Genomic DNA, 15,226 nt, shown 5'->3' on the forward strand with positions numbered 1-15,226 from the left:
TATTACAAGGAATTTTTTGTTTGACAATATTTAAAGTTGATGAAATAGAGTTAGCGATATTGGAAATAGGAAAATCAATCATTTTGTAAAGGATTAAGATAAAAACCATGAGATCAGCCAAATTATTCATTTTAGGAGAAGAACGAGAATTACTCTGGGTAGATACGAATTATTATCGTCATACGAGTGTTAATGGATCGCCTACAAGTGATGTAGAGGGAGGAGTGCTTACTTTGGGTTTTGTAACACAAGAAAATGATGCGACTTTTTTGCATAATATGACAAAAGAGGTAAAAAAAGAGACTGAGAGAATGGAGGCGGGAGAAATTCATTTTTATAGCAAAGGGGATGAGGATTTCCCTGTTCGAAAATACAAGTTTAGAGATGCTTATTTAACTTATTTTTCGGAAACATTTTATGCTTTTAGCTCAGAAAATATGCAAACAATTTTGACTATTTCACCTGCCATTCAGGATTATGGTTCCAACTTGGTAAAGCATTGGCAAGTCTCTCAGATTTCCCCAAGTGAGCAAGCACCTTACCAGCCAATTAAAGAAAAAGAGAAGAAAAAACAATTGGTTTTGACCTTCTATGCAGATAAGAAAGAAGTTCTAAATGGTGTTTTTGGTTTTGATAAGTTTGATAAAGACTTTAAAAAGATATGCATAAGCGATATTATAAAACTTGAAAACGAGTATAACCCCTTTATGATAGATAACGAAAAATACTTTCCTGTTTGGGTAAGTATACGAAAAGGGCAAACTATAACACTAAAATTAGACACTTTAAAAAAAGAAAATTACAAAGAATTTAAAGAAATAACATTTCAAAAAACAAGTGATTTTACTTTTGAACCAGTTAACTTAAAAGATGCGAAAGAAGTTAAAATAACTTGTAATAATAGCAATCCTGAAACATTGCAATTAAAAATTGACGGTGATGGAGAAACGGTAGGTGCCATAAACTTTTTTTATCCAGAATCTAAAACCCTTGCCTTAGATTGGAGATTTGTAGAAGTTATGGGGAATGGTATGGATAAAAAGAAATTAAGTAAAATAATAACTGTTGAAAAATTAAATAAGTTTTTCAAAAAATCATTCAATCCGTTATTAATCGATATAAAAATAGAAAATAGTGAAACTAATATTGCAGATTTGACTCTTTTGAAAGATGAAATGGAGAAAACTACAGAAGTTATAGTATTTAATCAAGTTGAAAAGTATTATTATATAAACGATCTCCGAAAATCAACTTTTGTAGCTTATACACAAAGAGAAAATAAATCTTCAGAAACGGCACTTACGATGTATTTTATAAACATGCGTTGTATAAAACCTTCTGAAGTAACTAAATCATTAAGTGGAGAAGCATTTAGTTTAATTGGTGGGTTCTCTCCTACAGGTACAGGTACTGCTTATGGTGTATTAGATTCAGGTGATACCATCAAAGAGGAAAATATAATTCATGAATTACTACATGCCGTTGGTTTGCACCATACATTTGAAAAGGAATCCAAACATCAGTTTAAGTTTTCTAAAACGAATGATTATATGGATTATAATAACTCAAAAGAAGTTACTTATTATTGGCAATGGCAAATAGTACAAGACTGGATAAAAGCTAATTCTCAATTTACACGATAATGAAGAAGAAAATTTTAATAATTGTAGTTTTTTCTCTCTTTTTTATAGCGATGATAAAGGCTTACTCGCAAAAAAAAGAATGTTATCCGGATTCTATATTTACAATACATCAAGATGAAATGTTTTTAAATTTTGATAGTACCCAAAAAAGAAGAATTATTTTGTCGGATACAAAAGAGCTTAATAATTTCTATACTGTATTAGAATCGGGTGCTTTTAATATAAAATACTATAAGCAGAAAGAAATAGAGAAATGGTTGTTTTATACAATAGAAGGTAAATTAGAACACGTTAAATATGTATATGCCTATAATACTAATGTTAATTTATTCAAAGAATATTTTTTTGATGATAATGGAAATATTACAAAGACAGTTGACTATGAGAAAGGATTTAGTATTTGTTGGGAGGAAGCAATAGAAATATGCAAAAAACAAATCGGTGAAAAAAAATTAAAGAGATTGAATATAAAAAATTTTTATTTATATCGAGTAGATGGTAGTAACCCATATAATCACCCTGGGGTAAAACCTTTATGGATTGTTTGGCCTCTTACTAATAAAGGGAATAACCATGAAGACAGATATTTAAAAGGAAAGAATAATGGTAAGTTATCATATTGTGTTGATGGAGTGAGTGGTGAATTAATAAAAAAATTACCCGAATCGCTCGAGTATATCTACATAACGATGGAGTAATTGGTAGATTAATAAAATTGCCTCTGATTGCTCGAACATATTAAAATAACAAATCATAAAGATTGGATAATACATTAAGAAAATAGTCTTGATTGGGTATAAGAAGGTAAAGAAATAAGTTATGGAACAAGATATTGCTGTTTTAAAACAACAGGTTAATTTTAATTTAAGAGGAGAAGTTCTGTACTATGAATTGCAAAACCTTCTGGAGGATGAAGCAGAAGTTTTTGTTAGACATAGAGGGCTTTCAAAAAGGAATAACTCTAGGGATGCTATTGACATTTCTTCAATGTTGTACCAAGAAGGGGCAAGACTTACTAAAGAAGCACTTGTTTTACATCTGGCGAAAAATAGCATTTATCATAATTTGCCAGAGTTGCTTTTTCATCCATTGTCAGTTAGTAACCCAACAATGTCTAATAAAGAGATTGTAGAGGCAGTAAAAGAAAATAAAGAAGTAGAAAATGAAGCTTTAGATTTTTTTATGCCTTTTGACAATGAAATCTTTTCTGCCCATACAGATTCGACTATAAGAAGTCTCCACTTATTTAATGATAAAATAGATTTGTTTTTAAAGATAGTCGATGAATTAGTGGCTATAGAATTTAAATTGTCTAACAATCAAAAAAAGAACTTATTCATTTATTTATGTGAGTCGGAAAAGTTAAAAGAAAATCTTCCTGAGCTAGAAAAAGCTTTAGAAATGCTGCTGGGGAATGTGGTAAAGTTAAAATACAAAAAACATGTCTTTACAGTATCTCCCTTTTTAAAGCTTAGTGATGGCATTTTAGGATATAATTTAGGTCTTTGTGGATCTGTTGAAAGTGAGGTAGATGATGTTGAAGTTGCTTTGTATTTTGAAGGAAATATCGATTATTCGATTTTAGAACGCAAGATGACACTGACTCGCAAAGTATTAGAGTATTTTATTATTAGTAACAGGAAAATTGATATCGTATTTTTTAATAACTATCAATTGGGAATAAAGTTAAACGAAAACTATTTAGGCATTAATACCATTTTATAATTTTTAAACAATAATAAAGAGAAAACCTTCATATGAATACAATACTACCATTTTTTTTAAAATACCTATTAGCACCGCTTTTGATATTGATTATAACTCTAATAATGAGTCAATTTTCAAGTATAAAAATTAAAACAAAATCAGCGATAATATTTGTTTTGTGCTTTTCACTTATAGCAGCTTTGCCTTGTTTATTTGCTTTTTTTAATAATGAGTTTATTTGGTTGGGCTTGCTGTTCTCCGTTTTTTACTACTTAATTCTTGGAGTTGGATTATTATATTTTATGGACACTGCTATGTTTCAAAATATAGGAGTTCAAAATAGTGCACCAGCAAAATTATTCATGTTCTTAATTGTAGCAATTCTATCTTCTTGGATATATTATTTGGTATTTAATTATATCGCCATATCAAGTTATGCGCATATAAGCATGCTTAATATTCTATGGCTATTTGCACCAATATTTTTTGAAGAATCAAAGAAAAAATATTTACAGATTCCAGACGCATTTTATGAATATTGGAGAGTTGGGAAAGAGCGTAAAGATATTGAGTATTGGGATAATATCGATAAGTTCCGTTTGATGCAGGTATCTATAAATATAAAGAAAAAAGTCAATTCTGATTTCTTTTCAAAGTTTGATGTAAAAATTGCACAAGATGTTAATCTAGGTAATTGGTTTGATAAATTTATTGAAGATCAGAATTATAGATTTCCAAATGATGCTATAGAATCAAGTGCTGAGAACGAAGATACAGGTTGGATCTTTTATACAGCAAAATATTTCAGTTTCCCATTGTTTATTAGAAATCTGAGTCCACACCAGACTATTTCGGAGAGTAAATTAAAAAACAAACAAATCATTTTCGCAAAAAGAGTGGCTTTAAATAGACATGAAAATGAAATAGAGGAATAACTGAGACAAAGCATTTTTTTTAATCTCAGATCAATTTTAAAATAGAAAAACGAACTAACTAATACTCGAATAAAACAATTTAAGCAATTATGAAATCAAACATACACTTACCAATTAATTGGACTGATGGAGTAAAACTGACCAAAGACCATTTTATTAATAATTATTTCAATTTTATAACAATTGTTAGTGATTATAATAAAGTTCAGTTAAATGATTTTAATTATGGCTGTATCCAAACAGCTGGAGGAAAATCGATAGACATTGACATAAAAATTGAAGGAGGCCAACTGGTTGCCTATTTGAAAAAATGTGAATTGATAGCCAAAAACGGGCATTTAATCTCTTTCAATCAAGATATTTACGGTACAAAACTTCCTGAAGTTAGTATTAATGCAAATGATTTAGATAGAAACTCTTTTGAACATTATTATGTTATTGTTTCTATAAATCCTTACGATTTAATTCCTGTTGGCGTTCCAGATCCAGAGATAATTCCGCTGCATCACCCACATGCACTTCCAGAGATAAAATTACATATTATCAATAAAAAAGAAGTAAATGATAATTTTTTAGAAGGCTATTTTTTAATTGTCAAAAAAATTGCATTTCAAAATGGGACATTCATTGAGGATGATAAATATATAGCTCCAGTTGTAAAGACAAAAAACAATGAAATTCTAAAACAATTTCTGTCAAAAGTTAATAATGAATTATATCTGTTGAATGACTTTTCAATAAAAATTCATAAAAAAAATGTACAGAGTTCAACCAATAATAGGTTGGTGTCTAACACCTTTAGTTTATGTACTAAGATAATTGATTATTATGCAGAGCACTGCTTTTATCTTAAGAATATGGCTTCTGATGAATCTCCAGTACATATGTTTGATAAAATAATTGTTTTAGCAAATCATCTTCTTTCTACATTAACTCTAATGGATGACAAAGAGAAAGAGGTTTTATTACAGTATTATTATGAATGGATTGATGTTAAACCATCAGAGTTGTTAAGTGTATTGTTTGAAGCAAAAAGTGCGGTTTATGACCACAATGATATTACACAAACGCTAGAAAAACTGAATCAGTTTCTAGGTGTTTTAAAACGCTTATGGCAAAAATTAAGTGAGTTAGAATACATTGGGGTTAGAAAAGAAAATATTGTAATTAGTGAAGAAACCAAGACATTACCGCAAAGAAGTAATACATGGTCAATACTAGATTAAAAATAGAACGATGAAACCACTTAATTACACTAAAATAAATACAGAAAAACGCAAGTTTTACATTACGTTTTTCATAACATTCGCTTTTATTTTTGGTTGCTTGTATGTAACATTAATAACTGCGAATAAAGGTGTTGCTGAATTGGAGCAAAAAAACAAATACTACAATGATATTGCAGTGAAACAAGGCGAGATGAATTTGCTTTTGGACGAAATATTAATTGAAATTAATGATTTAAGGTTTAAAGACAGGACACTAAATGAACGCAAAAATCTTCAATCTCTAATTAATGAAAAGAGATTTGCAATCAATAATGAAATTCAAAAATCTAAAACGAATTTGACAAATTCTTTTGGACTATACGAAGAGTTTTTGGTTGAACTTCAACGGATACAGACTAAAATTGATGTATTAAAAGAAGTTGAGACAGGTTACAATATAAATAAAGTTCAGCTAGAAAAGTGTATTGATAAACACAATCAGGAAAATAAAAAAAAATAATCCATAATTATGAAAAAGGCAATAGAATTGGATGAAACATATTGGAAAAAAATAAAATTCAATTTAATATTTATCATCAGTGCTTGTGTTATATATATCGGTGTTACAAAGTTTTTATTAAAAACGCCCAATTTTAATAATACTGATATGCTCAATAGAATAAATGATTATGAAAAAATGCAGAAGATTAAAGGTGATTATGCTAATAAATCGAAAGTAATTTTCAAGACAATTGATACTATAAAGTACGATATTAATCAAGTGCAACGAATTGATGAAGTAAAAAGAAATATATCAGAATACAAGCAATTGTATAAAGATAATGAGTTTCATTCGTCATACAATTTTTGCTTAATTGGCGGAAATTTATTGAACGTTTTTTTAGAAATAAATCTTGAAGAAAGTACCGTCAAAAAAAACGATACCCTTATACAAAGAAGTCTTAACGAATGTAAAGCAAATTTTAAAAATGAACGTTAAAAATAAAACAGTAGTTATCCTTTTGCTTAGCATTGCGGTAATTTTAATTATAGTGGCATTACTATTTCCTTTTAATAAAAAGTTAAGCAATCTTGATTTTTCAATAGTAGATGCTAATGATAATCATCAATATGAACAAAATGAGAAATTATCATTTAAAATCAATGATAGTACCTTAATATCTGACAAAAAAGCGGTTTGGTATTTTGGTAATGGAGATTCAATTGTGAGTAAGAAGAATGTAGAATATACCTATGAAAAAGCAGGTAAGTATTTAATTACGCTAAGGATTGATAATAAATTTGATTTTTCAAAGCAAATTAATATTGTCAACGGGAGAGCGCTGACAGCAAAAGATTCTATTCCAAAAATATTCTGCGAGGAGTTTGGCTATGTAGGAGAAGAGATTGTATTTACTGGATATTCTCCAAGCTCTAATAACTGGTATTGGGAATTTGGTGAAACAGGTACTATTGATTCTTATGAAAAACAAGCTATTTATGTTTTTAATAAACCAGGTATCTATACCGTAAAATTAGAAACGGATAAAACTAGATATCCAATTACAAGAGAAATAGAAATTTTTCAATTGTATGAACCATTTAAAGAACCAGAAGTTGTAGACTCTTCAAGTATTGTATTAAACGATATAAAAAAACGACTGCAAATTATTGCTAATCTAAGTGCAAGAGATACCAGAACGTATAAAGATCAGGTTAATTACATAAAGAATAAGTATATATGTAGTAATGATTTGTCAAATGTTGTAGTGGTGATTAACGAAGAAAAATACAATGATTTCTTAAGTTACTGCCAAGGACTTCATTATTTGGATGGAAATGCTACGATAATTCAAGAAGTAAAATTAGATACAATTAAATGCTTTAAGCAAATAAATATTACACAAAAAACTAAAAAAACAAAGTAATATATGAAAATTAGCATTTTACTTAGATATACTTTTTTGATGTGCTTATTGATTTCCAATACTATTTTTTCGCAAGTAAAAAATAGAACAAGTGTTCTCAAGAAAACAGAAAAGACAGTTAACACGTATGATAATGAGGCACAAAAGGAAAGTGAAAAAACAGAGCTTAAATTAGTCTTTTCTGATAGAAATGATAATAATATTTATGAGGAACCGTATAGCTCTAAAGTAAAGAATAAAGCCAAGATTTTGTTTCCAATGTATGTTATCAATGAAGATAAAAATTATTACGAAGTTGTATTCGCTGATAAAAAGATGATTGGTAAGCCAAAAGGGACTTTGTCAGTTTTAAGAAGCAAAAAGAATCATTTTTCTAATGCCAAAGAAGTACAATATTTAGGTTGGATTAAGAAAGACAATGTAATAGAATATAGTAGAGCAATGCAAAATCAAGCCAATCTAAAATATGTGAAATATTTTGTTGCTTGTAATACATTAGACAATTTACTTTCTAGTGATAATAATGTCAAAAAAAGTGTTCTTTTATTAAAAAATGAACCGAATTTAGAAACAGTAGCTAAAAAAAATATTAAGCTAAATGATTTTGTATATGTATACAAAATAGATAAAAATGCTAAATCGGCTTTTGTATCTAATTTTGATGATCTTACAACAAAGGATACTATCAATCTTAAATGTGGCTGGGTACCTACGCAATATTTGAATCCTATAGAAGATAATATGGTTCTAAAATTAGGTGCAACTGATAAACTAGAATTATCATCAGGGAAAGTTACTTTTCAGGCAAACGAACTATATAAAAATACTTTGTTTATAAATGAAAATCAGTCAAGTAAACCAATTAAGTTTGATAATTCAAGTAAGATTTTGTTGCCAATAAATATTTGGAATCACGATAAAAATAAAATTACAAATTTAAAAGGTGATGATATCACTATAAAAACAATTGAACAAATTGCTGCTCAAAGTAAGAACATTAACTTTTATTATGTCTTTGAGAACAATAGTTCTACAAAACAGCATTTGAAGAAAACACTTTCTGCATTACAAAATCTAAAGCTTACTACAAGTAATGAGTTGTATGCAAATTATAATTTCACCTATTCGTTCATCGCTAAGGGAAAGTCTAAAAGTTATTATTTGATAAAATCACCATCTTTCTCAAAGTGGTTTGATTTAATTGAAAAAAGTATCAAAACACCAGATGAAATTACGAGAGAGAATATTTTGCCTAACAACGATAATGGAATCAGTCAGTTCTTGAGCTCAGATGTTAACTTCGAGAATAACTTTTTTATTTTGGCAGGATTAGACAATTCTATAAATTCTGCTTTGCCAGACAGTTTCAATATTTTGGCTAAGAATAATGCTAAATTATTATTCGTTCTTTTTGGAAATGAAAATACTGCTGATAATCAAGATTTTATTCTGCAAAGTAAAATGTATTTAAATGAGGCTAGTAATGCTAATAAAAGAAATATTCAAAACTATTATGTTGATCCAAAACTAGTAACAAAAAATGATGAGTTTACTTATAATGGAGAAAATGACAATGATTATGTTTACAATGCTCCCCTAAAAAGTAATTTCAACGGAGGTATTATATTCCCTAAATTAAATGGGGAACTTACTCCAGAGACTATAAATAAAGCGATTGATAGTGTTATTAGTAAAACTATAAAAACAAATAATGCTTTATTAAAATCATTGACACAATATAAGAATGAATTTAGTTTTCTGAGAAGCCAGCCAAGTCAAAAAATCAATAATTTGATTGAGAATTCTACTCAAAAAGATGGTGTAGATACTAACATAACAAAAAACTATAAAGATGAAACATTTGTAATAAATGCAAAAGATACTCTTAATAGTAATTTAGAAGACAAGGTTCATATTTTGCTTTCAGAAATTGAAATAAAGCAGCTTATTGAAAACTATAGAGAGTTAATTAGTAAAGAGTATACAAACGAAAATATTGACAAAGTTGAGGTCTTTAATTTTAAAGACAAATGTAAACTGTATACTAAGAACATTAAAAAGACAGAAAAAATAAAAGCTCGAAACTCTTTAGCTGATTTGTTTTATTTCAAGACAAGAGTATTTGTTAATAGTGCGCAGTTACATGAAATAAAAATTAGAGAGATTAGAAAGTTTAAGAAAAAGCCAGAGGAATTTAGATTGCTTTTTACAGCTTTAAATGCGAAGCTTGAAGTTTTAGAAAAAATGTTGCGCAACAATGCTTTTGAAGTTTTTGATGATGAATCTCAAACTAAATATTATTACATACCCAAAAAACTTTTATTATAAATAGAGATTATGGAGATTATTAAAACAATAGAAATAGCCAAGCCTTTACATGAAATAATTTTAGAAATGTTTTATTTTGAAAGTAAAGGAAAACCATGTGAGCTCACTAAAAATGAAATTTTATGGAAGTTGAAAGATTCAAGCATTTCCGAATATCAAATGGAGGAAGTACTGAACTGGATGGTTCATCATAAAAAGCTAAATGAAAATTTAGGGCTTTATAGTTTAGACCGCTTTGAACTTATAGATTTAGAAGAAAAATATAAAACCGAAAGATTGAATAAAGATAAAAAACAAGAGCCTATTTTTTTTACTAATTACAGCACCATAAATAATATACATAATGCTGCAAAGCCAAAAGTACTAGAGATATTTGCTCAGTATATTTTGCCTACTTTTTTGCTTTCTTATATCGTTTTTATCTTCTTTTTGGTGAATAAATTAAATAATAGCTTTGAAATTAAAAATGACAAAATGGAAGATCTAAGTGAGGTGAAACTTACTGAACCTAAAACTGGAGTTATTAGAAAAAAGGAAGCATTATCAGATAAAGAAGTTAAACGACTGTTTTCCAATCAGCATCAAAATATTTTGTATTTAAATAGAACGATTGATTCTTTACAGAAGCAAGTAAATAAAATAAATGAAATTCATACGACAGCAACTTTAACTATAAACAATCAGATAAATTCTCTGCAACCCCAAGTAAATGCTATCTTCTTACATATTGCAATAGTCCTTATGGGATTTATTTTGCTTTTCTTTATGAAAAATAGTGTTAATTAGCTTGTTTGTTTAATTTATAGTTGTATATTCGTATAGAATTGATTGCGAATCTCCCTCATCTTCCTACAAGAAGCAAATCAAAAAAAGTACGTCAGTACAAGAACGAGGTATTCTAAAATCAGTTAGAATACCTCTTTTTTTGTTTATACTAGTCAAACAATATAAAGAGGATTCTAAAAAACATTTTTTAACAACTTAATTATTTTTATTATGGCATTTAAAGCAATTTTAGAATTCGAAGGAAACGAGTACCAAGTATTATTTTCAAAAGTAGATATGTTAAGACATACTGATGGTAAAGGAGCTGTTTCATCTGAGATTAAAGGAGGTAGATTAAACGTAAGAGTTAAATCTACAGACAACACTACAGTTATTGAGCAGGCAGTAAACAGCCAGCACAAACCAGTAAGTGGAAAAGTGAAGTATTTTAAAGCTGATTCTGAGCAAGTAATGAAAGAACTTTCTTTTGAAAATGCTTTTATTGTATTCTTCAGTGAGCAATTAGATGCTTTGGCAGAAACTCCAATGGTAACTGAAATCACTTTCTCAGCTGAGAAAATTACATTAGGTAATGCAACATTAGATAACAATTGGGCTAAAATTTAATTTTTACCTATTTGGCAAGAAGCGGTACAACACCGCTTCTTGTTTTTATAATACTTCAAATATTTAAGGATGCGGTTATTAAAGAGATAGTCAAATCTTTTTTTCTTAAAATTCATAGTGCTATTATAAAGTAGTAGCTGATTTAACTTAATATTTTAAGGAATAGAAAATGATATGATAACTGGTAGTAAATAATAAAGTGATGCAACAACAAGGTTTTTTATATAAAAATTTAGATAATAATTTTTTCTTAAAAGAAATGTTGCCTGTGCTTTTAGCTCTATCCTTATTTGTATGTTATTATATTTATTCATCTACTATATTAATGAATATAGGGGCTATAAATAAAAGCTTCTTGGCTGAATATTTTTGCGCTTTTAAAATAGGAATAACACTAACTGGTGTTTTCTTTTTTTATCAAAAAGAGAAAATTAATAATATAAATATCTCCATAGGAGTTATTGTACTATTTGCCTCTTTTCTATTTGAACATATAGGACAGTTTTTAATAATGAATAGCCTTAATTATTCATCAGTTTTATATCTTAAAACATTCCCGAATATTACTTTTTGGTTTGGAATAATTCTATTTATTTTTTCTCTACAAGATTTTGGACAGAGAATAAATCTGGATAAACCGAACCTTTAAAATATTACCTACTAATCAAATAAAACCAACCTTGATGTTAGAGATACTACCAGAAATAAATTTCAGAATTGACAGTAAAAAGATATTCTTTTCTAGAAGTACGAAACTATATCAAACTAATAAATTATGTCATGGCTAAATCCTCATCCTCCGGAAAACATAAAAATGCTAGCTCATTAGGAGTTAAGGCCCCTCAATACAATCGGCAAACTGGTCAATGGGAAAATACCGATAAGCTAGGCGCAATGATGCAGAGAAGAAGTACACAAGGTCATCGTGTAGCAGAAGATGTGAAGGCTAAAAATTTGAATTCAGGACCTAAAAAAGAAAAACCTGTTCATCATTTGTTTTTGACAACAATTGCTATCGATATTTATGATTTTGCTAAAGCAAAGGGTGCGTCTTCTAAGGGAGCATTGTTAGTGTTAGCACAGGCAAGTTTAGAAAGTGGATATGGAGCTTCTGCAATAAAAAATGATGATTATAATTTATTTGGAGTAATGGGAAAACCATCCAAAAGGAGTACTAGTCACGGTACAGTTAAAGACTATTCAACTCTGGGAGGTTACCAAGCAGCTTTGACAGATTATTTTAATAAAATAAATAAAAACTGGAGCTACTTTTCTACCATAATAAAGAATGATACTATTACTGCAGATGATATTGACAAGGCTTTTAATACAGGGAAATATTATCCAACAGCTAAAGAAAGGCATGGAGGTAAATATACTTATAATGCCGATATGGACAGTGCTGGTAATAACCATTATGGTGAACATTTATTGAAACAGATAGGTAGTGTAAAAAAGCGTTTCAAGGATAGTTTAGTTTATCAACTAGATGTTAACAAGGAAAGATTAAAGGAAATAAATACCCTATTAACAAACAACTCTCTTTTATTCACAGATCCTGTGAAAATAAAACTAGAGGAGGAGAAAAGATTACTTATTAGCCGTAACGAAAAATTTAATTCTATTTCAAATGAAATTAACTAATTTTTTTAAACTAAAAATAGTTTTAATTGCTTTTGTACTTCTTGGGTGCAATTTAAAAAACAGTGAGAATCCTGTTTCGAAACATACAGCCAAAAATGAGCAAGAAAAATTTGAAGTTGACAGCCTAGAAGTTAAAGATAAAGAAGGCATTTTATATACCATCAAGTATTATAATGATAGTATTTATGTGACTCAGAATAAAAAAAACATTATAAAAATAGGTTATCTAAATCGATTTGAAAAAGCATTTCCAGTAAATGGTTTAATTGTAAATGATAAGTCTAAAGATTGTTATATCACAGACAGTCATATTCTTTTATTGCCATTAAATGAGGTAAATAATAGGATAAATTTAATTGCAATTGATTTAATAAATAAAAAAGAAATTAGTTATCAATTTAAAGAGAAATCAGATCTAATTACAACAGCTATTAACTCTTTTTATTTTAATGAAAAATCGAACATAATTGTAAGCACTAATAGCTTGAATTATGAAGGAAAAACCACTGTACATTACTATAAAATAGGTAAAGATTTAATAACCCATCAGGGAAGTAAAGAATTAGATTTAACGCCTGAAATGCTTGAAAGTAATGAAGCATTTTTTAAATTTTTAAATACAAATAATAATAACATTCCTTAAGACTAGCTACTAATACAAAAAAAAAATTATGACACCACCAACAATAATTTTTGGAATAGATTCTAAAAAAATAAGCCACTTTACCAGTATTGAGTTGGTACAAGTGATAAATGACCACCATCGATTTGAAATTCTTGTCCCACACGCTGTAGTAGAGAGCCCTTTGGCATATACCCTTGAAAATGCCCAGGCATGGTTAGGTAAGGTGGTGCATATAATTCTTGAAGAAAAGAATAATTTTCTAGGAGTTGTTACCAATATCGATTTTGATCAGGAAATGGGACATTCAGGAAATCACATTATAGTATCAGGCTATTCTAAAACTATATTATTAGAGTCTGGAGAGAAGTTATATTCTTGGGAAGAACTGGGCTTAAAAGATATTGTAAAAGAAGTAGTGAAAAATGGGGCAGGAGAGCAACTGCAAAATGATATCAATCCTGATTATAACAGTAAAATGGATTATCAGAATCAGTATCTCGAAACAGATTTTCAGTTCATTCAGCGATTGGCAAAACAATACAATGAATGGTTGTATTATGATGGAGAAAAATTAATTTTTGGGAAGCCTAAAAGTTTTGATGCTCCTATATCATTAACTTATAATAGTGATATTTCGAAATTAAAAATATCAGTTCAGGCATTGCCTAATAAGTTTAGTGCTTTTACATATAATGAAAGTGCTGACAAGCGCTATACTGCAAAATCTAAAGATACAGTAGGAGGTTTACCAAAATTAGGTAATGAAGCATTTGCAAGTTCAAAAGAAGTCTTTGCAACACCAGCTTATACTCACGGTATCGTAAGTACAGGGGATGATTTGGTTTTAGAATCCTTCTTAAAAAAGAAACAGGAAAGTGCTGCTGCTGATACTAATTTTGTTTCAGCGACTACAAAAAATTCAAAATTAAAAATAGGAAGTATAGTTAATATACAATCTAGTGTTTTGGAAAATGCGAGTATGATTACACAAGAAGTCGGTTCTTATATTATTACTGAAATTACACATTATGCTACCCATTTAGGGGAGTATGAAAATAATTTTAGAGCCATACCTTCTAAAGTACTTAGCTTGCCAGAACCAGATGTAGCATATCCAATAGCACAAACACAGCAGGCTGTTGTAGAGAGTAATACTGACCCGAAAAATAAAGGAAGAATAAGAGTGCAAATGCTTTGGCAACAAGGCACTTCAATGAAGACAGCATGGCTTCGTGTTATGACTCCAGATGCAGGTAGCAGTGATAAAGTAGGTACAAACCGAGGAATGGTATTTATTCCAGATGTAGGAGATCATGTTATGGTACATTTCCGTTATGGCGATCCTAACAGACCTTTTATCCTAGGTAGTGTCTTCCATGGAAAAAGCGGTGGCGGTGGTGGAAAAGACAACAATCAAAGAAGTTTTGCAACCCGAGGAGGAACTTCGCTTGTTCTCGATGAAGAAAAAAACACTTTTACGGCTACAGATCCAAGTGGTAATATGATAAAACTTAATGGAGATGGTACAATGACACTTTATGCGCCAAATAAGATAGATCTACAATCTAAAGAAATAAATCTTATTGCTGATGAAAAAGTAAATATAGATGGTGTAAATGAAGTAAATGTTAGTAGCAAAAAAGTATTGGTTACAGGTACTGATGAGGTTACGGTTAAAAGTGATACTCAAATTACTGATGAAGCACCAAGTATTAATATAAAAGGGAAAAACACCATTTTGGCAGAAGGAAAAGTTGTTGATATAGATGGAAAAACAATGACTAATGTTAAGGGAGGAATTGTAAATTTAAACTAA

The 15,226-nt window shown here is 29.0% G+C and carries 15 protein-coding genes; all 15 read left to right on the forward strand.

Features of this window, described 5'->3' with window-relative positions:
- The first annotated feature begins 107 nt into the window (after nt 1-107).
- The 15 genes from tssD (LNQ49_RS19985) to LNQ49_RS20055 all read left to right on the forward strand — a co-directional run bounded on the left by tssD (LNQ49_RS19985) (nt 108) and on the right by LNQ49_RS20055 (nt 15,226).
- On the forward strand, nt 108-1,643 hold the full coding sequence (gene tssD, locus LNQ49_RS19985; protein ID WP_229990775.1) for a type VI secretion system tube protein TssD: 1,536 nt from the start codon (nt 108-110) through the stop codon (nt 1,641-1,643).
- A complete protein-coding gene (locus tag LNQ49_RS19990) occupies nt 1,643-2,341 on the forward strand; it encodes a hypothetical protein (protein ID WP_229990776.1) in 699 nt (232 codons plus the stop codon). Before tssD (LNQ49_RS19985) ends, LNQ49_RS19990 begins: the two co-directional genes overlap by 1 nt.
- Before the next feature lie 121 nt (nt 2,342-2,462).
- A complete protein-coding gene (locus tag LNQ49_RS19995; protein WP_229990777.1) occupies nt 2,463-3,368 on the forward strand; it encodes a hypothetical protein in 906 nt (301 codons plus the stop codon).
- A gap of 32 nt (nt 3,369-3,400) precedes the next feature.
- A complete protein-coding gene (locus LNQ49_RS20000; protein WP_255680879.1) occupies nt 3,401-4,285 on the forward strand; it encodes a TssN family type VI secretion system protein in 885 nt (294 codons plus the stop codon).
- 89 nt (nt 4,286-4,374) lie between these two features.
- Complete coding sequence (locus tag LNQ49_RS20005; protein ID WP_229990779.1) at nt 4,375-5,511, forward strand: hypothetical protein; 1,137 nt, start codon at nt 4,375-4,377, stop codon at nt 5,509-5,511.
- A 10-nt stretch (nt 5,512-5,521) separates the two neighbouring features.
- Nucleotides 5,522-6,013 carry a hypothetical protein gene (locus tag LNQ49_RS20010; protein WP_229990780.1) on the forward strand — a complete coding sequence of 164 codons (492 nt, stop codon included), beginning with the start codon at nt 5,522-5,524 and terminating at the stop codon, nt 6,011-6,013.
- 9 nt (nt 6,014-6,022) lie between these two features.
- Nucleotides 6,023-6,493 carry a type VI secretion system TssO gene (gene tssO, locus LNQ49_RS20015; RefSeq protein WP_229990781.1) on the forward strand — a complete coding sequence of 157 codons (471 nt, stop codon included), beginning with the start codon at nt 6,023-6,025 and terminating at the stop codon, nt 6,491-6,493.
- Nucleotides 6,483-7,421, forward strand: a complete 939-nt coding sequence (locus LNQ49_RS20020) for a PKD domain-containing protein (RefSeq protein ID WP_229990782.1) — start codon at nt 6,483-6,485, stop codon at nt 7,419-7,421. Before tssO ends, LNQ49_RS20020 begins: the two co-directional genes overlap by 11 nt.
- A gap of 3 nt (nt 7,422-7,424) precedes the next feature.
- Nucleotides 7,425-9,749: a type VI secretion system protein TssR domain-containing protein gene (tssR, locus tag LNQ49_RS20025; RefSeq protein ID WP_229990783.1), complete on the forward strand. Its 2,325-nt coding sequence runs from the start codon at nt 7,425-7,427 to the stop codon at nt 9,747-9,749.
- Nucleotides 9,750-9,758: 9 nt separating this feature from the next.
- Nucleotides 9,759-10,535: a DUF5457 domain-containing protein gene (locus LNQ49_RS20030; protein ID WP_229990784.1), complete on the forward strand. Its 777-nt coding sequence runs from the start codon at nt 9,759-9,761 to the stop codon at nt 10,533-10,535.
- Nucleotides 10,536-10,745: 210 nt separating this feature from the next.
- Nucleotides 10,746-11,141: a type VI secretion system tube protein TssD gene (tssD, locus tag LNQ49_RS20035; RefSeq protein WP_229986988.1), complete on the forward strand. Its 396-nt coding sequence runs from the start codon at nt 10,746-10,748 to the stop codon at nt 11,139-11,141.
- Nucleotides 11,142-11,343: 202 nt separating this feature from the next.
- Entirely contained in the window at nt 11,344-11,790 is a 447-nt protein-coding gene (locus tag LNQ49_RS20040) for a hypothetical protein (RefSeq protein ID WP_229990785.1), read from the forward strand.
- A gap of 131 nt (nt 11,791-11,921) precedes the next feature.
- Nucleotides 11,922-12,785, forward strand: coding sequence for a glucosaminidase domain-containing protein (locus LNQ49_RS20045; protein ID WP_229990786.1), 864 nt, complete (start codon nt 11,922-11,924; stop codon nt 12,783-12,785).
- Entirely contained in the window at nt 12,772-13,428 is a 657-nt protein-coding gene (locus LNQ49_RS20050) for a hypothetical protein (RefSeq protein ID WP_229990787.1), read from the forward strand. Before LNQ49_RS20045 ends, LNQ49_RS20050 begins: the two co-directional genes overlap by 14 nt.
- Before the next feature lie 28 nt (nt 13,429-13,456).
- Nucleotides 13,457-15,226: a type VI secretion system Vgr family protein gene (locus LNQ49_RS20055; protein WP_229990788.1), complete on the forward strand. Its 1,770-nt coding sequence runs from the start codon at nt 13,457-13,459 to the stop codon at nt 15,224-15,226.

Origin of the sequence: Flavobacterium pisciphilum, assembly GCF_020905345.1 — a bacterium.
GTDB classification, from domain to species: Bacteria; Bacteroidota; Bacteroidia; order Flavobacteriales; family Flavobacteriaceae; genus Flavobacterium; species Flavobacterium pisciphilum.

What these genes read in the sequence shown, in the direction of transcription:
- LNQ49_RS20005 (WP_229990779.1), top strand. Translation starts at nt 4,375, where the DNA reads ATGAAATCAAACATACACTTACCAATTAATTGGACTGATGGAGTAAAA.
- LNQ49_RS20045 (WP_229990786.1), top strand. Translation starts at nt 11,922, where the DNA reads ATGGCTAAATCCTCATCCTCCGGAAAACATAAAAATGCTAGCTCATTA.
- LNQ49_RS20030 (WP_229990784.1), top strand. Translation starts at nt 9,759, where the DNA reads ATGGAGATTATTAAAACAATAGAAATAGCCAAGCCTTTACATGAAATA.
- LNQ49_RS20050 (WP_229990787.1), top strand. Translation starts at nt 12,772, where the DNA reads ATGAAATTAACTAATTTTTTTAAACTAAAAATAGTTTTAATTGCTTTT.
- LNQ49_RS20055 (WP_229990788.1), top strand. Translation starts at nt 13,457, where the DNA reads ATGACACCACCAACAATAATTTTTGGAATAGATTCTAAAAAAATAAGC.
- LNQ49_RS19995 (WP_229990777.1), top strand. Translation starts at nt 2,463, where the DNA reads ATGGAACAAGATATTGCTGTTTTAAAACAACAGGTTAATTTTAATTTA.
- LNQ49_RS20000 (WP_255680879.1), top strand. Translation starts at nt 3,401, where the DNA reads ATGAATACAATACTACCATTTTTTTTAAAATACCTATTAGCACCGCTT.
- tssO (WP_229990781.1), top strand. Translation starts at nt 6,023, where the DNA reads ATGAAAAAGGCAATAGAATTGGATGAAACATATTGGAAAAAAATAAAA.
- LNQ49_RS20020 (WP_229990782.1), top strand. Translation starts at nt 6,483, where the DNA reads ATGAACGTTAAAAATAAAACAGTAGTTATCCTTTTGCTTAGCATTGCG.
- tssD (WP_229990775.1), top strand. Translation starts at nt 108, where the DNA reads ATGAGATCAGCCAAATTATTCATTTTAGGAGAAGAACGAGAATTACTC.
- LNQ49_RS20040 (WP_229990785.1), top strand. Translation starts at nt 11,344, where the DNA reads ATGCAACAACAAGGTTTTTTATATAAAAATTTAGATAATAATTTTTTC.
- tssD (WP_229986988.1), top strand. Translation starts at nt 10,746, where the DNA reads ATGGCATTTAAAGCAATTTTAGAATTCGAAGGAAACGAGTACCAAGTA.
- LNQ49_RS19990 (WP_229990776.1), top strand. Translation starts at nt 1,643, where the DNA reads ATGAAGAAGAAAATTTTAATAATTGTAGTTTTTTCTCTCTTTTTTATA.
- LNQ49_RS20010 (WP_229990780.1), top strand. Translation starts at nt 5,522, where the DNA reads ATGAAACCACTTAATTACACTAAAATAAATACAGAAAAACGCAAGTTT.
- tssR (WP_229990783.1), top strand. Translation starts at nt 7,425, where the DNA reads ATGAAAATTAGCATTTTACTTAGATATACTTTTTTGATGTGCTTATTG.